Source organism: Flavobacterium sp. Leaf82 (genome assembly GCF_001422725.1).
In the GTDB taxonomy this organism is placed as follows: Bacteria; Bacteroidota; Bacteroidia; order Flavobacteriales; family Flavobacteriaceae; genus Flavobacterium.
The window spans coordinates 89,007-107,009 of the sequence record NZ_LMMA01000003.1; the positions used below are offsets into that span (position 1 = coordinate 89,007).

The 18,003-nt window shown below is 32.7% G+C and carries 15 protein-coding genes; 8 read left to right on the forward strand and 7 right to left on the reverse strand.

Translation table 11 applies throughout. From position 1 onward, the window contains the following. Positions 1-186: 186 nt before the first annotated feature. Positions 187-1,248 (reverse strand): helix-turn-helix domain-containing protein, encoded by a 1,062-nt coding sequence (locus tag ASF10_RS04645; protein WP_056246044.1) that lies wholly within the window; start codon positions 1,246-1,248, stop codon positions 187-189. Between the two features lie 17 nt (positions 1,249-1,265). Then, positions 1,266-2,324 carry a helix-turn-helix domain-containing protein gene (locus tag ASF10_RS04650; RefSeq protein WP_056246047.1) on the reverse strand — a complete coding sequence of 353 codons (1,059 nt, stop codon included), beginning with the start codon at positions 2,322-2,324 and terminating at the stop codon, positions 1,266-1,268. A 212-nt stretch (positions 2,325-2,536) separates the two neighbouring features. On the opposite strand from ASF10_RS04650, the gene ASF10_RS04655 reads away from it, so the two are divergent. Both ASF10_RS04655 and purE read left to right on the forward strand, forming a co-directional pair. Beyond that, entirely contained in the window at positions 2,537-3,691 is a 1,155-nt protein-coding gene (locus tag ASF10_RS04655; protein WP_056246050.1) for a 5-(carboxyamino)imidazole ribonucleotide synthase, read from the forward strand. A gap of 91 nt (positions 3,692-3,782) precedes the next feature. Beyond that, entirely contained in the window at positions 3,783-4,265 is a 483-nt protein-coding gene (gene purE, locus ASF10_RS04660; RefSeq protein ID WP_041516353.1) for a 5-(carboxyamino)imidazole ribonucleotide mutase, read from the forward strand. Positions 4,266-4,341: 76 nt separating this feature from the next. On the opposite strand, the gene ASF10_RS04665 is transcribed toward purE, so the two are convergent. After that, positions 4,342-5,013: a hypothetical protein gene (locus ASF10_RS04665; RefSeq protein ID WP_241774903.1), complete on the reverse strand. Its 672-nt coding sequence runs from the start codon at positions 5,011-5,013 to the stop codon at positions 4,342-4,344. 221 nt (positions 5,014-5,234) lie between these two features. On the opposite strand from ASF10_RS04665, the gene ASF10_RS04670 reads away from it, so the two are divergent. After that, a complete protein-coding gene (locus ASF10_RS04670) occupies positions 5,235-7,262 on the forward strand; it encodes a M3 family metallopeptidase (protein WP_056246056.1) in 2,028 nt (675 codons plus the stop codon). 113 nt (positions 7,263-7,375) lie between these two features. Next, positions 7,376-8,035, forward strand: a complete 660-nt coding sequence (locus ASF10_RS04675; RefSeq protein ID WP_056246160.1) for a vancomycin high temperature exclusion protein — start codon at positions 7,376-7,378, stop codon at positions 8,033-8,035. A 168-nt stretch (positions 8,036-8,203) separates the two neighbouring features. On the opposite strand, the gene ASF10_RS04680 is transcribed toward ASF10_RS04675, so the two are convergent. The 4 genes from ASF10_RS04680 to ASF10_RS04695 form a co-directional block, all read right to left on the reverse strand. Continuing rightward, the gene (locus tag ASF10_RS04680; protein WP_056246058.1) at positions 8,204-9,466 is read right to left on the reverse strand and encodes a cation:proton antiporter; all 1,263 of its coding nucleotides are present in this window, start codon (positions 9,464-9,466) and stop codon (positions 8,204-8,206) included. Between the two features lie 262 nt (positions 9,467-9,728). Beyond that, entirely contained in the window at positions 9,729-11,210 is a 1,482-nt protein-coding gene (locus ASF10_RS04685) for a hypothetical protein (protein WP_056246061.1), read from the reverse strand. 144 nt (positions 11,211-11,354) lie between these two features. Beyond that, entirely contained in the window at positions 11,355-11,774 is a 420-nt protein-coding gene (locus ASF10_RS04690) for a DUF1842 domain-containing protein (protein WP_056246066.1), read from the reverse strand. Positions 11,775-11,895: 121 nt separating this feature from the next. Next, entirely contained in the window at positions 11,896-13,674 is a 1,779-nt protein-coding gene (locus tag ASF10_RS04695) for a hypothetical protein (protein WP_056246068.1), read from the reverse strand. Between the two features lie 345 nt (positions 13,675-14,019). Between ASF10_RS04695 and ASF10_RS04700 the strand changes: the two genes are divergently transcribed. The 4 genes from ASF10_RS04700 to ASF10_RS04715 all read left to right on the forward strand — a co-directional run bounded on the left by ASF10_RS04700 (position 14,020) and on the right by ASF10_RS04715 (position 17,500). Next, entirely contained in the window at positions 14,020-14,523 is a 504-nt protein-coding gene (locus ASF10_RS04700) for a GbsR/MarR family transcriptional regulator (RefSeq protein WP_056246071.1), read from the forward strand. Between the two features lie 73 nt (positions 14,524-14,596). Further along, the gene (locus ASF10_RS04705; RefSeq protein ID WP_317039037.1) at positions 14,597-15,673 is read left to right on the forward strand and encodes a DUF2071 domain-containing protein; all 1,077 of its coding nucleotides are present in this window, start codon (positions 14,597-14,599) and stop codon (positions 15,671-15,673) included. 21 nt (positions 15,674-15,694) lie between these two features. Continuing rightward, entirely contained in the window at positions 15,695-16,513 is an 819-nt protein-coding gene (locus ASF10_RS04710; RefSeq protein ID WP_056246079.1) for a hypothetical protein, read from the forward strand. A 78-nt stretch (positions 16,514-16,591) separates the two neighbouring features. Beyond that, positions 16,592-17,500 (forward strand): TIGR01777 family oxidoreductase, encoded by a 909-nt coding sequence (locus ASF10_RS04715; protein ID WP_056246082.1) that lies wholly within the window; start codon positions 16,592-16,594, stop codon positions 17,498-17,500. Positions 17,501-18,003 lie beyond the last annotated feature (503 nt).

Sequence of the window (18,003 nt, forward strand, 5' to 3'; positions counted from 1 at the left end):
TAGCCCGAAACGACCAACGGTGTTTTCAAAAAAAACAAGTAGAAACAAAACAAGAATTCTCTCAATTTAAAACACTGAAAAACAAATGATTAAAAATTTTAAAATTATTTTTTCAATGTTAAAAAAATCATAAATAAATCACAAAATGAGAGTCGGAAAGGAGAAAAAGAAAGAATTTTACATCGCTTAAAAGCGTATTTCTGAAGGCATTTTTCCAAAACGTTTTTTAAAGTTAGCCGTAAACTTGCTGGAACTTTTATAACCGGTTGCCAAAGCAATGTTTTTCATCTGCATATCGGTGTTTTGAATCATATGCATGGCGAGCAATAATTTCTTTTCTTTATGATATTGCATCATCGAAACGCCATGAACAGATTTAAAAGTCAGCTTAAGTTTTGTTGCAGACATATTTACTTTTTCGGCAATATATTCTACGCCTAAAAAAGGTTCAGCAATAGTATCCAAAAGTAACTTTTCGGCTTTTGCAATTTTTCTGTAATCCGGAGTTTCTGTTGGCGAATAATTTCCAATTCGCTGGTCTATGAAAGCATTTTTAAAAAAAGTGGAAATCAGTTGAAATGTTTGTGTTTTTAAAATTGCTTTACTCAACAAATCATGATTGTTCTTTTCCAGATTAATCAAAATTTCTTTAGACAATTCGGCAGCATTTGGCACAATATCCTGATACGTAATAAATCCTTTATCTGAATTCAGGAATTTTCTAATCTGATTGTCTTCAGGAAGTGTTTCAAAAGAAAAATTGCGTTCTGCCCATTCTTTACTAAATCCATACAAATAAAATTCGCAAACAGAGCCTTTATAAAAATAAGCACCAACCTCTGTACCGGGTCTTTTAAATCCCCAATATTTGCTTGAAAAAGGAGTTTTATCAGCAAATGTATTTTGTAGTTTTACTTCACTTTCAAAAACCGAAAATGTAAGTGTATAATAATCAATAGGAAAATCCTCATCATAAATTGCTTTTAGCATCACGTTTTTCTTAAAAGTGATACTTGTAGCAATAATCCAAAAACCTTCTTCGATTTCGCGATAGCGCATTACTCCCTTAGAGAAAGGATTATTTCTATAAACCGCCTGCTCTTCTATAACATGTTTTACTGAAGGCGAATTGACAATGCTCTTTACAATAATCTCAGGAGAATTTGATAAATAAGGCAACTCAAAAAAACCATCTCTGTAAAAGTTTATATTCTCTTTTATGAATTTAATCCACTTTACTACATTCATATCATTCTGCTCAAATCTTAATTCTCTCTAAAAACCGAAGGTAATTGTCCAAATCTTTTCTTGAATGCTGCTGCAAATTTACTGGCACTTTCATAACCGGTTATGACAGCAATTATCTGAATTTCGACTTCAGAATTTTGAAGCAATTGTTTTGCAAGAAGCATATTTTTTTCTTTGTGATATTGCAGCATCGAAAATCCAAAGACAATTTTAAAATTAGCTTTCAGTTTTGTTGGAGATGTATTAACCTCTGACGCAATTTTATCTATTCCTAAAAAAGAAGATTGCAAATTGTGCAAAATCATTTTTTCTGCTTTTGCTACATTATAGTAATCTAAATTGCTCAGCGAAATATTATCTGCAATACGACTGTCTTCAAAAGAATTATTAAAAAACTCCGTTATTAACTTCATAGAGCACTTACGTAATTCTAATGTGTTTAGATTTATCTTATCCTCGGCTTCTAAAATTTTTGATATTTTTTTTGATAGTACATGAGCCTTCGGAGCCAAATCTAGCCAGGTATAAAAGCCTTTTTGAGTATTAAAAAAATTTTCAAGCACTCCTTTTTTGCAGAATTTTCCAGATTTAATATTCTGATCTACCCATTCCTTATTCATCGCAATATTAAAGAATTTGCCTTCAGTCCCTTTATAAAAATACGTAGCAACTTCGGTTTCCGGTTTATAAAAAGTCCAGCAAGTACTCAACAGGATAATATCTTCAGAACCTTTAAAAGGAAATTTATATTCGAAAACTGAAAATGATAATATATAATAATCCTTTAGATGGTCTTTTGTATAAGTAGCTTTTGCTAATACATTTTCTTTAAGGGCAATGTTTGTTTCTAAAATCCAGAAACCCTCTTCAATTTTTCGATAACGCATTTTTCCTTTCCAAAAAGCATTATCAGATGAGATTAACTGCTTTAAAGCATTATGCTTCATTACAGGTAATTTTATGAGACTGTCTAACATCACCTGAGGAGAATTAGACAAATAAGGTAATTCGAAAAAGTCATCTTTTAACAGAAAAAGAAACTTTTGAATATGTTTTGCCCAATCGTTTGTGGTCATGTAACTTAGTGAATCTACAGCGGTTAAAAATCGGGGCAAACGTACGGAATTCGCCCATACAAAACAAAGTTTTCAAACGAGTTATCCTAAAAAATTTTAACATTTTGAAACAATCTTTTTTTTTGTACTATTAATATGAAAAATTGCAATTCAATACACAATAAATTGGCATTTCTATTTTATAAAGTATCTTTGCAAAAACACAACTACAAATGAATTATTTTTCTTCTGATTTTAAATTAGGAATATTAGGTGGCGGACAATTAGGTAAAATGCTTTTGTCTGACACTCGAAAATTTGACATACAAACTTATGTTTTAGATCCCAGCGACGAAGCTCCAAGTAAAATTGCCTGTAATAAATTCTTCAAAGGCGATTTGATGGATTATGAAACAGTTTATAATTTTGGAAAACAGGTCGACGTTTTGACTTTTGAAATCGAATTGGTCAATCTTGAAGCTTTAACGCAATTAGAAAACGAAGGCGTAAAAGTATATCCTTCTCCCAAAACTTTAAAAGGAATTCAGAATAAAGGAATTCAAAAAGCTTTTTATACCGAAAGTAACATTCCGACCGCAGCTTATTTACGATTTGATTCTCCGGAACATCTTCAAAAATCTGTTGGAAATAACGAAATAACAATTCCGTTTGTCTGGAAATGTACTGAATTTGGTTATGATGGAAATGGTGTAAAAGTAATTCGCCAGATTTCTGATTTGGATGATTTGCCAAATGTAGAATGTATTGCCGAAACTATGGTTCCTTTCAAAAATGAATTGGCGGTAATTGTGGTAAGAAATCCTTCAGGAGAAATTAAAACATATCCTGTTGTAGAAATGGAATTTCATCCGGAAGCCAATCAGGTAGAATATGTAATTTGTCCCGCAAGAATAGATGAAAAAGTAGCCGAAAAAGCACGGGCAATTGCTTTGAATGTTTCAGAGAAATTTAACCATGTTGGACTTTTGGCAGTCGAAATGTTCCAAACCAACGAAGACGAAATCCTTGTAAACGAAGTGGCTCCGCGCCCGCACAATTCAGGTCATTATTCTATTGAAGCAAGTTATACCTCACAATTCGAAAATCATTTGCGTGCGATCCTTGATCTTCCGTTAGGAAATACAGAGAGTAAAGTTGCCGGAGTTATGGTAAATTTAGTTGGTGCCGAAGGTTTTTCAGGAGATGTAATTTACGAAAATATCGAAACCATTTTAGGCTGGGATGGCGTTACACCACATATTTACGGTAAAAAACAAACTCGCCCTTTTAGAAAAATGGGCCACGTTACAATCGTAAATGAAAATATGGTCGAAGCAAGAAGAATTGCAGAGAATGTTAAAAATACGATTAAGGTAATAAGTATATAGTTTTCAGTTGCAGTCACAGTTTTTCAGTCTCTAAAAAACTTGAAACCTGAAACCTGAAACTTTAAACAAAAAACACAACAAAAATAAAAACATGAGCAAAGTAGCCATCATAATGGGAAGTATCTCTGACATGCCAGTCATGCAAGATGCCATCGACATATTAAAACAATTCAATATCGAAACCGAAGTTGATATCGTTTCGGCACACAGAACGCCGGAAAAATTATTCGATTTCAGTAAAAATGCACATACTCGTGGGATTTCGGTAATTATTGCCGGAGCTGGCGGAGCTGCACATTTACCTGGAATGGTTGCATCAATGTCACCACTTCCTGTAATTGGAGTTCCGGTAAAATCAAGCAATTCTATAGATGGTTGGGATTCGGTTTTATCGATTCTGCAAATGCCGGGCGGAGTTCCTGTTGCAACGGTCGCTTTAAACGGAGCAAAAAATGCCGGAATTTTGGCAGCGCAAATCATCGGAAGTCATGATAAAAAAGTACTTGATACCATTATTGCTTACAAAGAAGAACTAAAAGCAGCGGTTAATAAAGCAGCCGAAGGATTGAAATAGTTTTTATATTTAGTCACGGTTTTCAGTTGCAGTTTTCAATGTAAACTGCAACTGAAACCGCGACTGAAAACTAAAATTATGCTTCGTCTTCAATTTCTTCCAAGACAGATTCAAATTCATACTCCGTTATATCTTCTTTATTTATCCAATTTTCTGACGTAACCAGATTATAATTTATATCATCTTCTGTATTTAATTCCCAAATAATATCCTCAGCTTCAGGAAACGGAATATTTTGAGAGATTTGATTTTCAAACAATCTTTTGATAAGATTTCTATCAGACAAACCGTTATTCAATAATTTCAACACATTTTCGGCAGTCAACTTTTGTGCTTCACCATCTGTTGGAGTCATAGAAAAATGAACAATAGAGGCTTTTGCATTCGGGAATTTTCCGTTGTAGGCTTTAAAAAGCAATTGATTAATGTGAAACAAAGTCCCCTGCATGTCTATTTCAGGATATTCCTCGCAAACTTTATCAATTAACATATTGTGCGATATTTGCTCAATTTGTCCATCGCTTAATCTTTCTGGAAATTTATATTTCAAAACTATTTCGGCAGCTTCATTAGGCTCGTAATCAGAAATAGCCATTTCTAGCAATTCCGGCAAACTACTTTTATCCGCCGTTGCTCCGTCAGGATAATTGAATTTCTCTAATAACTGAACAAGATCTTCACCAGACCAATATCCTTCTACTTCATTAACCGTATCAATTCTCTTTATTACAATTTGATAATTCATCATTTTCTGTTTTTACAATTTCTGATTAGCATTTATAATTCTAATCGTATTTTTTCAATTTACGCTTTTAAAAATGCGCACAGAAATAAATAACATATCTATAACACATTTTAAGAGGATTTTATGCCGAGAATCGATTTTGTTTAGATGATTAGATTTTTATAAATTGCTATCTTTGGAATTCAAAAATCTTGAGTTCAATTCATAAAAAATATTATATCATAATGAACGTTCTACTATCAAAATTTATAACTAAACATAATACAGCTCCATTTTCGCAAATTAAAATTGAAGATTATCTTCCGGCTTTTCAGGAAGGAATTGCTTTGGCTAAAGCCGAAATTGATACTATCGTAAACAATCCCGAAGCACCAACTTTTGAAAATACCGTTGTTGCAATGGATTTTACAGGAGATATTTTAGACCGTCTTTCAAGTGTTTTCTTCAATTTAAATTCGGCTGAAACAAGTGACGAAATGCAAAAAATTGCTCAGGAAGTTTCGCCTTTATTATCTGAATTTGGAAATGACATCACTTTAAACGCTGCTTTATTTGCTAAAATAAAAACGGTTTACGATCAAAAAGAAACCTTAAATCTAAATCCGGAGCAAACGACGCTTTTAGATAAAAAATACAAAAGCTTCTCGAGAAACGGAGCGAATTTAGCAGAAGATAAAAAAAATCAATTAAGAGAAATCGACAAAGAGTTATCAAAATTGAGTTTACAATTTGGCGAAAATGTTTTGGCAGAAACGAATGCTTTCGAATTGCATTTGACAGATGAAAAGGATTTAGCCGGATTACCGGAAGGAACAATCGAAGCGGCAAGATTATTAGCAAAAAGTCAGGAAAAAGAAGGTTGGATTTTTACTTTAGATCATCCAAGTTATATTCCGTTTTTGACTTATGCCGATAATCGCGAATTGCGTAAAAAAATGGCAATTGCTTTTGGAGCAAAAGCATTTCAAAATAATGAATTCGACAATCAGGAAAATGTTTTAAAAATTGCCAAATTACGTTTCGAAAGAGCGAATTTATTAGGTTATAAAACACACGCACATTTTGTTTTGGAAGAAAGAATGGCAGAAAGTCCGGAGAAAGTTTTCTCTTTCCTGAATGATTTATTGGCTAAGGCAAAACCTGCAGCTCAAAAAGAGTTTGCTAAATTGACGGCTTTCGCCAAAGAACTGGACGGAATCGAACAATTAGAGAAATGGGACGGCGCTTATTATTCTGAAAAATTAAAACAACAGCTTTTTAATTTAGACGATGAAAAACTGAAACCTTATTTTCAATTAGAAAAAGTATTAAACGGCGCTTTTACAGTTGCCAAAAAATTATATGGATTAACATTTACTGAAGTTTTTGATATCGATAAATACCATGAAGAAGTTACAACTTATGAAGTAACAGATGCTGATGGTGATTTAGTTTCGATTTTCTACGCTGATTTCTTCCCAAGAAAAGGAAAGAGAAATGGTGCGTGGATGACTTCATTCAAACATCAATCTATAAAAGATGGCGTAAACGAAAGACCACATATTTCGAACGTTTGTAATTTTACTAAACCAACCGAAACAAAACCGTCATTATTAACCTTTAATGAAGTAACCACTTTATTCCACGAATTTGGTCATGGTTTGCACGGAATGTTAGCCAATACAACTTACCCAAGTTTATCAGGAACTTCTGTTTTCTGGGATTTTGTAGAATTACCAAGTCAGATTATGGAAAACTGGTGCTACGAGCCGGAAGCTTTGGCTTTGTTTGCAAATCACTATGAAACGGGAGAAATTATTCCGATTGAATATGTACAAAAAATTAAAGAAAGTGCAAGTTTTCAGGAAGGTTTGGCAACTTTACGTCAGTTGAGTTTTGGATTATTAGACATGGCTTGGCACGGACAAGATCCTACACATATTAAAGATTTAAAAACTTTCGAAACAGAACAATTTGCCAATACGCAATTGTATCCTGATGTAAAAGAAAATGCAATGAGTACAGCTTTTTCACACATCTTTCAAGGCGGATATTCTTCTGGATATTATAGCTATAAATGGGCTGAAGTTTTAGACGCTGATGCTTTTGAATATTTCCAGGAAAAGGGAATTTTCAATCATGAAGTAGCGACAAAATTCAAAGACAATGTACTTTCAAAAGGTGGAACAGAACACCCAATGATTTTATACAAACGTTTTAGAGGTCAGGAACCAAAGCCTGAGGCTTTATTGAAAAGAGCGGGATTATTATAATTTTAGATTTCAGATTTTAGATTGAAACCGATTTAGAAATACTTCGGTTTTTTTTATTTGTCTTTACTTTAGCTATCTTCGTGTTTTTAAATCTTAATCTTACAAAAAATAAATTGAAAAAATATTTTAAAATCTTCCTTTACCTCGTAATTTTTGGATTAATTGCTGTTGTTTCTGTAAATTATTACGTGAAATCTTCGACCAAAAAACAAATTTACTATTCCCTAAAAAAATTCCCTAAAAATGATGTGGGAATTATTTTTGGCGCAGGAATTAATGGAGATCAACCTAGTAAATATTTAAAAGATCGATTAGATGCCGGAATACTATTATATAAGGCAAACCGCATTAATAAAATTTTACTTTCGGGAGATAATGGTCGTGATGAATATGACGAATTAACAGTAATGAAAAATTACTGTTTCAATCACGGAGTTGACACCACCAAAATTTTTATTGATTATGCAGGATTCGATACTTATTCTACCATGTATCGTGCAAAACATATTTTCAACATCAAAAGAGCAACTTTAATCTCTCAGGAATATCATTTAAACCGAGCGATTTATATCGGACAAAAACTTGGGATAAAATCTGTTGGATATTCAGCTAATAATGGAGAATATTTAGGATATAAATATGTTAGTTTTAGAGAATATGCTTCTATTTTTAAAACTTTTTTTGATGTTTTGAGAAATCGTGAACCTCGATTTCTAGGAAATCCAATTGACATCAATGGTGTTTCAAATTATTCTAAAGAAGACAAACGATAAAACGATCGCGTTAATTATTTCGCTCCGCTGGAGCTTTTTGACATTTGGAAACGGAATTTGCTATAAATATTCTGCTCCGCTGGAGCAACTAAAAAAAGGGCTGACTCACTTTTGAGACAGCCCTTTTTCAATCTTAAAATAAAATCTTTATTTTTTACTCTATTTTCTCTATTCCTTTTCTAAAACTCTTTTGGCTAATTTTCCAACGGTCAATCCCTGCACTACAATTGAAAACAGTACTACAATATAAGTTACTTCAAGCAATAGGTTTTTATATTCTCCTTCTGGCATAGAAAGTACTAACGCAATAGAAACTCCACCACGAATTCCTCCCCAAACCAATACCATTAAAGAACCTTTGCTATAAGCAGACTTAATACCGAAAATTTTAAAGATATCGAAGAATTGCCAAGGTAAAACGATAGAAGCGATTCTGGCGAATAACACAATAAAAATAGCGACAAATCCGGTTAGTAATTGTTTGTTTAGGTCTGGTAACAATAACAATTCAAAACCTATAAATAAGAATAAAATAGCATTTAATATTTCGTCGATAAGTTCCCAAAATTTACCTAAGTAATCTTTTGTTACTTCGCTCATCGCTACTTTTTTACCATAGTTCCCAATAATCAATCCTGCAACAACCATTGCCAACGGACTTGAAACATGCAAACTTTGAGCAATCAGAAATCCTCCCATTACGATAGAAAGTGTTATTAAAACAGAAACTTTATAATCGTCGATTTTTTTCATAACCCGTGACGCTGTATATCCCAGAGCAGCTCCTAATAAAAGTCCGCCAATTCCTTCTTTTGCAAATAACCATGCAATAGAACCAAAAGTCATATCAAAGGTTGGATCAGTTGCCATTTTTAAAACAACAGCAAACATTACTACTGCAACTCCATCATTAAATAGAGATTCACCAACAATTTTGGTTTCGATTCTTTTAGGAACTTTTGCTTGTTTTAAAACTCCTAATACCACAATTGGATCCGTTGGAGAAATTAATGTTCCAAAAACCAAGCAAAAGATGTAAGGGATTTTTATTCCTAAAACAGGCGAGATATAATAAAGTAATACAGAAATGATTAAGGCTGACAAGACTACACTAACTGTAGAATAAATCATAATAGGAACTTTTTGTTCTTTAAGATCAGACATATTTACGTGCAGTGCGCCAGCGAACAAAAGAAAATTCAACATTGCTCCCATTAATATTTCGTTGAAGTCAAATTCTTTTATCAAATCGAAAAAATGTTTTGTAGTAGCCGGAAAATAAGAATCTCCCAAAAGACGAATTCCCACTGAAACTAACATGGCAATAATCATTATTCCGATAGTTCCGGGAAGCTTTAAAAATCTTAAATTTAAATAGGCGAAGAAAGAAGCCAATACGATTAGTATTGAAAAGGTGTAATATAATTCCATAAAAGTGATTTTTACAAAAATATATTTCCATTATCTAATACAAAATTTCATTTCCTATATTAACATAACTTTACAATTCTTAAAAAAATATTTTAAACTATTCTCGAAAAATTACAATATATTGAAGTAAAAATTCAACTAATTAAAAATTATGGATCTTGATATATTTTAAAATCAAAAATGCCGAAAATTAATTTCGGCATTTTATTTTTTGGATAAACTTATAGATAAGATTCTTTTTGGTTTAAGAGAAACAAATTACTTATTTAGTACGAATGAATTTTTCCAATTGTTTAACTTTCAAAGCTTCAATTTGTTCAATACGTTTCGCTCTTGAACTATTTAAGTTATTTCCTTTCTTAGCAGTAAATGATATTGTTGGTTTTGTAAACAATAGATAATCTCCAAACAAATGACTCAAAAACAATGGGGATTTACCCGGTCTCGTATCGTCAAAATTTTCAGACTGATGACAATAAAAGCAATTTATTAAATCACTATTATCAATATTGTGTATATCCTTTTCAAAAGTCTGTGTGTAAGTTTCCATGGTAATATTTGCCAGATTAACAGAACCTCTTGATAACGAATCCGGAAGTGCGCTTGAAATATCTCTGGTTACAATTGCTTTAATTTGATCTTCAGGAGAAACTCCATCAAAATCTAACCAAATAGAACCATTGTAAAAGTAGTTTCTAAAAACATCTTTCAAATTAGAAGCTACACATTTATTAATATTCTCAATATTATTAAAATTATCCGGTTCTTTTTGACTTGTTGCCATAAAAGAACCTGTTCCTAAATCTTTTGGCACACCATATTCATAAAGTATAAAAGCTTTATTAGGAACATTGGGTTCTGTTGCATCTTTAGTCCATATTATACCGTTTATACCTGTAGTTGTTCCTTTTTCATAAAACAACATTTCATTTGCAGCGGTTACTGAATTATTTTTCTTATCGTAAACAGGTGCCATATCTTTATGTTCGAAAGTTGCCCAGATAAATTCAGGATGATTTTTTACGATTCCTACCACATGCATCCCTAGTAATGCCACAGTCTTTGCAACATATTGTCCTTTGCTGTTTAGAACAGCCGCCTTAGTTGTAAAATAGTCTTTTTGCTGTTCTTTTGCAATTGCATCTATGTTAATCCAGGAAACTTTTAATTCTAAAGCGCCAACAGGAAATGTCTCTGCATTTGAAACAGGTAATTTCCCGCTATTGATTAAAGAAGCCATCGAAACTACTTTATCTTTTAGAAGATTATTAACGTGAATGGAATAATAAACAGTATCTGCAACATTATTAAATTTAGGATTAGAACGTAAAACACCGTGAGAACCCGCCTGTTTAATAGAGCTCAATGCTAGTTTTATGCCTAATTGCGGCGCAACATCTTCCATTTGCGGACTAACAAGATTAAGAGAATCTAAAAAGAAAGGATTTCCGCTTGGCTGTGGTTTTGTTACCCACAAGAATTTTTGCCAGGACCATTGATGAAAATCACAGTTTGTAGTGCTTTTGCTATCAAACGGACTTCCGTCGCCTTCTGCCGGTGGCGGAGTCTGTTCATGAGGAAACCAACTTTTTTCGCAATCGCAAGAATCAGCTGAGGTACTTGCATAAGTAGAGAATACTCCGTCTTTTTCTATTCCGGTATTTCTGTTAAAAAGAAATAACCAGAGACCAACTGCTATTACAACAAGAAGCAGCACCGTAATAACAATGTATTTTTTTTTCATTTTTTCTATAGGTTTAGTAAGTTTTTGGAAAGAAACTATTTTAGAATTAATAAAAAAGATCGCCTACAGTCAGGCGATCTTTTAAGTCAAAACTCTTATCGAGTCAGGAAATTTTTATCCTGTTAAATCTGTTTGGGGAGAATTTTAGTTTTTAGCTAACTCTTCTTTTAAGTTTTTAGCTGCTGCAACTGGTACATTTTCGATAGTATGTTGATAATATGAAAAACCTCCAGTTCCGTTCCATGCATTATCAATTGCCAGATGAGCATCGAAAGTAGCTAAAAAAGAACCAATTGCAGGAGGAGGAACACTATGAACATATTGTCCTTGAAAACTAACCACCTGAGTAATAGGCGTTATTCCTGTAGCATATATTTTTCCAGTTACTGGAATAACAATATGACTATCAGGACCTGGTATAGCCTGAGTAATTACTACAGTACCAGAAACAGTATGTTGTGATGGTACAACTACTAAACTAAATGTAGCGATTGGAGCACCTGGTGTTCCTACATTTCCTATTGTGCCTTGTGCTAAATAAGCACCTGCTAATAAATCTGACATAACTTTTTTGATTAAGGTTTTCCTACTCGTAAGGCTTTTCGGTGACGCCTCGTTTTTTTTAGTGGTTTCTGCTCCACTTTTTATTTTAAGCTTTTATACTAAAGATGTTATCATAACCTATTTAGAACCCAACAGTTATTTGTACAGTTACAGAACCAATGTTATCTGCTAAACCAGCACCATATTCTCCGGTTAAATCATCGTTAATGCATAATTCTAATTTTCCAACAAGTCCTGCCGGAGTAGTTGCTCCCATTCCTATTAGAAAAACAGTTTCTCCAACTTTACCAATAAGAGCACCTTCATTTTGGTTGGGCATAGTATATCCGGGCTTAGCATTAATATAGGTTGGATTTCCATAAGCATTATATAATTGTCCGTTGTCATCATTTGGATTTGCTGTCCATAAACCACTTACATAAGAAATAGTTGCAACCGTACTGGCATTAATTCTTATTCCGGTATCAAGCCAGGGATAACTAGGATTTGGATTATCCGGAGTATTGGGAGCGGGTTTAGCAGCAACTACAAAATCTGCAGGTGGTACAGCAAAATTGCAAGGTGGTATTGGCGTGGTAAATTCTTCATAATCAAAATAATCAGCTAAGGCAAGACTAGTTCCTAAACCAACACCTGATTGCGATTGCATAAATGTTACAGGTCTACTGCTGCTTCCGCTTGCATTAAGAGGACTATACCAAGTCCATAAATAAGTAGAATCAGGATAGTTATTTCCGGAAGGAGGAAAAAGAACTCCTAAAACAGTAACCGGATTATTAGGGCAAAGCACGGGATTATTCAAAATAGTTGCCTGAACACTACCTCCTACTGCTGGTATTTGAACCCAGTTTGGTGCTTCCTGAGGAAATGGAAAGTTTCCAAAACCAATACATTCCGTAATCTCATCTCCATTATAATTTATTAAAAAACCAGCACGGCTATTAGGCGGTGGAGTTACATTTACAGGAGCAGGTCCTGTAAGTAGCGCAACTTGCGAAGTAAATGGATCATTTGGACCTACTGTATTATATGTATTTTTCATCAGAGTACTTTGACTCCTGTCTGAAGAAACTTTATATTGATTATCAGCTGCCCAGTTATATAAAACTCTTGTAGGCAACGGATTGAATTGTTCATTAACCGGTGTCATAAAAACTGTCATTCCAAAATTTGTATTCCATTCAAACAATTCATAATTGTTAGGATTTCCAAATGAAAAACCATCAATAACCGGATCTATTAAAGGTGAGCTTAAAGGATTACTCGATAATCCCTGAAAAGAAGAAAAATAGCTAAAAGAAAACATTTGAAAAAGTGCCAGTTGATCGACATCTCCTAATATAGGAGAAGCAACAGGACCTTGTCCGAACATAAGACGCACCGGCAAATTAGATCCGCTGTCAAACCACATCCAGGTTGCAGGTGCAGGATTGCTGCTGCCAACCGGAATTTTCCACCAATTTACTTTTTGCGCTTCCATCCAGTTTAAATAACTCGTTCCTGCACAATTAGCATTTCCGCTTGCATTTCCAAACCAATTTGTAGTAGGAACAGACCAGCCCATATCAACGGGTACAAAATTAATTCCGTCTGTAGAAACGGTTGTTTGTGAAGGAGTTACTTTATACCACCATCTTCTTCCTGAACTCCCTATCAATAAAGCATTCAATCCAATTCCTTCCGCATAATAAACAGTTGCAATACAAATTTCAAAAAACGGACTTGCTTTATCTGCAACAGTACTATTACTTTGAATTGGGCTAAAAGGATGAAGTAAACAAGTACATTCCCAATATTGAGGAAGTGTTGGTTGATCGCCTGTGAAAGACTCCAAAACTGGATATTGTGAATCTGATATTGGATCAACACATGCTGACGAAGAGGAAGATAGGTCTTTCATGAGATTAAGTTTTTAGTTTATTTTTTGAGGTTTGTTTTTTGTTCCTTTTTTAATCAATAGAAATTCAAACATTTATATTACAACACATTACAAGGAATTATAAAGGCGAATTAAATAAGATATTTGGTTTATTTCTATTTCAAAACTATATCAAATACAGAGGCATTTTGAATAAAATGCTATAAAAGAGAGATTTTTAGGTATGAATGAGATAATGAATGACACAGAATAATTTTGCACGTAAAAACACCTGTTTTATGCCAGCTTTAAAGAATTAAATAAAAACAATTCAATAAACTTTCATTTATTTTTGAAAGTTTAAAAACTTTTACTTACTTTTGATCTATGGAATTCAAAGAAGCAAAAAATAAGTTCGTACAAACATGGGGAGCATTAGGTTCTCAATGGGGAATTAATAAAACCATGGCACAGATTCATGCTTTATTAATGGTCTCGAACGATCCTGTTTCTATGGAAGACATTATGGAGGAATTGCAAATCTCGCGCGGAAATGCAAGTATGAATTTAAGAGCTTTGATGGATTGGGGAATTGTATATAAAGAATACAAAGCCGGAGAAAGAAGAGAATTTTTTACTGCTGAAAAAGATCTGGACGAATTAGCGGTGAAAATTTCGAGAGAAAGAAGCAAAAGAGAAATTAAACCTGCTCTTAAAATATTAAAAGAAGTTTCGACAATCGAAGCAAAAGATTCAGCCGAAGAAAAACATTTTGTTGACCAGACTACTAAATTGTATGATTTTGTTTTAAAAGCAGATAACATGTTAGATAAAATGACAGAATTCAATGATAACTGGTTGGGAAAACTGGTTCTGAAAATCATGAAATAAAATATCAATCTAAAAAAATTTAATCAAAACTTTCATTTTTTTCTGAAAGTTTAAAACAAATAAAAACTAAGCCATGACATTAAATACACTACACAAAATCAATAAAGTTTTTTACTTTACAACACTTGCGCTTTACCTTTTGGTTTATTTTGGTATGATGTTTCAAATTATTCTGGGAATCGTACAACTAATAATAGGATTTACTCTACTTGTGAGAAGGGATGAATTAAGTAAAAGCAAAAAAACAAAACTGATTATTTACTGGATTTTAGTAATAGCGGCTTTCCTCTTAATTGTAATCAATTTCAAACTTAAATATGTTGCAGGTAATTTGTTTTGTTTTTTTATACTTCCAATGGCTATCGCAACTTACTTCTATTTTTTTACAGCAAATATTAATTCTGAATCATTTCTGGAAGCCGAATGGAAAAACTTAGCTCTTTTTAATTATGAAGTTGATAGAGAAGTTTTAGAAAAATATCTTCCGGCAGGAACTGAAATTGATATCTGGAACAACAAATGTTATGTGAGTTTGGTTGGTTTCATGTTTAAAAACACAAAAGTTCAGGGAGTAAAAGTGCCATTTCATATCAATTTTGAAGAAGTCAATTTAAGATTTTATGTCAAACGTTTTGAAAACGGAGAATGGAAACGTGGCGTCGTTTTCATTAAAGAAATTGTTCCTAAAAGCGCCATCACTTTTATTGCTAACACATTATATCAGGAACATTATGAGACTCAGAAAATGCGTCATGAAATAATTGAAAAAGAAAATACGAATACTTTTATTTATCAATGGAAAAGTGCTGACAAATGGAATACAATTGAGTTAGAAACCAGAAATAATCTTAGCGAAATTGAAATTAATTCTGAAGCTGAATTCATCACAGAACATTATTTTGGATATACTAAAATTGATGAAGAAACCACTTTTGAATATGAAGTTCAACATCCGAGATGGGAACAATTGGAAGTTATAAATCACAACATTAATATTGACTTTGAAAATACGTACGGAACTGATTTTGAATTCCTTCAAAATAAAAAACCAACTTCCGTTTTTCTGGCTGAAGGCTCCCAAATTACCGTTCAAAATAAAAGAAAATTGCAAATAATTCCTGTTTTACAAGAAACATATCAATCAATTTGATAACCAATAAAACCAAAAATCATGAAAACTCTAGAAAACCAAACCTTACTTTATGATGAAGATTGCCCGCTTTGCAGCTTGTATACCACTGGTTTTGTAAAAAGCGGAATGCTGGATGAAAACGGAAGGAAATCTTATTGCCAATTATCTGCCGAAGAACAAAATTTTATAGACTTAAAACGGGCAACAAATGAAATTGCTTTGGTTGATAACAAAACCAAAACTGTTACGTACGGAATTGATAGTTTGATAAAAGTAGTGGGATTTTCTTTTCCTGTAATTGAAAAAATTGCAACAACAAAACCCATTCATTTTATCCTTAAAAAAATGTATTCTTTTGTTTCTTATAATAGAAAAGTAATTATTCCCGGAAATGTAAGTGAAGAAAACAAACTACAATGTATTCCTGATTTTAATTACAAATACCGTTTTCTTTTTATCGCATTTGCCTTAACGATAACAAGTTTTGTTTTATTTGGATATTCTGATTTGATTCCTGTTTTACCAAAAACAAATATTTTTAGAGAAGTTGCTTTAGCTTTTGGACAGATTATTTTTCAAAGCTTATTTCTTTTTAAATTCGATAAAAGAACAATCATGAATTACGCAGGAAATTTAATGACTGTTTCTTTAATGGGTTCTTTGATTTTACTTCCGATTTTGATTCTGAATCAATTTATAAATATTCCTGAAATAGTCGTTTTAGGTTGGTTTGCGATAACTGTTTTGATCATGTTTGCCGAACATTTTAGAAGAATTAAAATTCTAAAACTTCCATTTTATCTATCTTACACCTGGATTTTGTATCGAATTCTTGCTTTAGCCTTAATCTTAAATTAAAAACAGCCACGAATCACGAATTATTAATATTCGCATATAATAAAATTCGTGAATTCGTGGCGATAAAAATATACTCTAATGAAAAAACTTATCATAGCAGCGGGAACCGGTTTTTTAGGACAGGCTTTAGTCAATAATTTCAAAAATGAATTTGAAGAAATTGTAATTCTGACCCGAGGAAAATCTCAAATAATTGACGGAATAAAATATGTAAACTGGAATGCTAAAAGTTTTTCTGGCTGGGAAAAGGAATTAGAAAACGCAACAGTTTTAATAAATCTCGCAGGAAAATCTGTTGATTGCCGTTATACCAAAGAAAACAAAAAAGAAATTTTATGGTCTAGAATTAAAAGTACAAAAGTTTTAAATGAAGCGGTTTTAAATTGCGAAAACCCTCCAAAACACTGGCTTAATTCATCAACCTCAACAATCTATCGCTTTTCATTAGATAAAGAAATGGATGAGGTAAACGGCGAAATTGGAAATGACTTTTCTATAAATGTTGCATTGTCTTGGGAAAAAGCATTCTTTAAAACCGAAACTCCAAATACTTTAAAAACGGCTTTGCGAACTTCTATCGTTTTAGGTAAAAATGGCGGCGCTTTTACTCCGTTAAAAACTTTGGCTAAAATAGGCTTTGGAGGAAAACAAGGAAAAGGAAATCAGTTTATAAGTTGGATTCATGAAGATGATTTCGTTAGTGCAATTGATTTTATTCTTGACAAAGAAATTACCGGAGTAATTAATATTGTTTCTCCTAAACCTATCCGCAATGCTGACTTCATGCAAAAACTTAGAAAAGCAGTTGGTTTTCCTTTCGGGATTCCCATGAATAAGTTTTTTCTGGAAATTGGATCTTTCTTTATTCGAACAGAAACAGAACTGGTTTTGAAAAGTAGAAATGTGATTCCGAAAAGGCTTTTAGATAATGGCTTTAAATTTAAATTTGGAGATATTGATGACACTTTTCGAGATTTATTGCGCTAAAAACCAAGTCAATTATAGATAAGTAAAACCGTAATTTTAACTCTTGGGGAGCAAAACATTTATAGAAAAATATAGTACGTTACTTACCAAAGCTCCAGCGGAGAGAGATATTTTCTATAATAATAAATATGTTGTCCCTCTGGGACTTGAAACTAGACGTACAAAATTTTTATGCAATGCTCCAGCGGAGCAAAATATTTATAGAACCAACATAATACGTTCCTTGCTAAGCTTCAGCGGAGCGATATATTTTCTTTAATAATTAATAAATATATCACTCGCTGGGCTCAAAAAACTAATTTCTACTATATTTCTATAAATATTTCGTCCCTTTGGGACTTGAAACTAGACGTACAAAATTTTTATGTAATGCTCCAGCGAAGCAAAATATTTATAGAAAATTATAATACGTTCCTCCCCAAAGCTCCAGCGGAGCGATATCTTTTTTTGCAATAATTAATAAAATATACCGCCCCGCTGGGGCTAAAAAATTTAATTTCAAC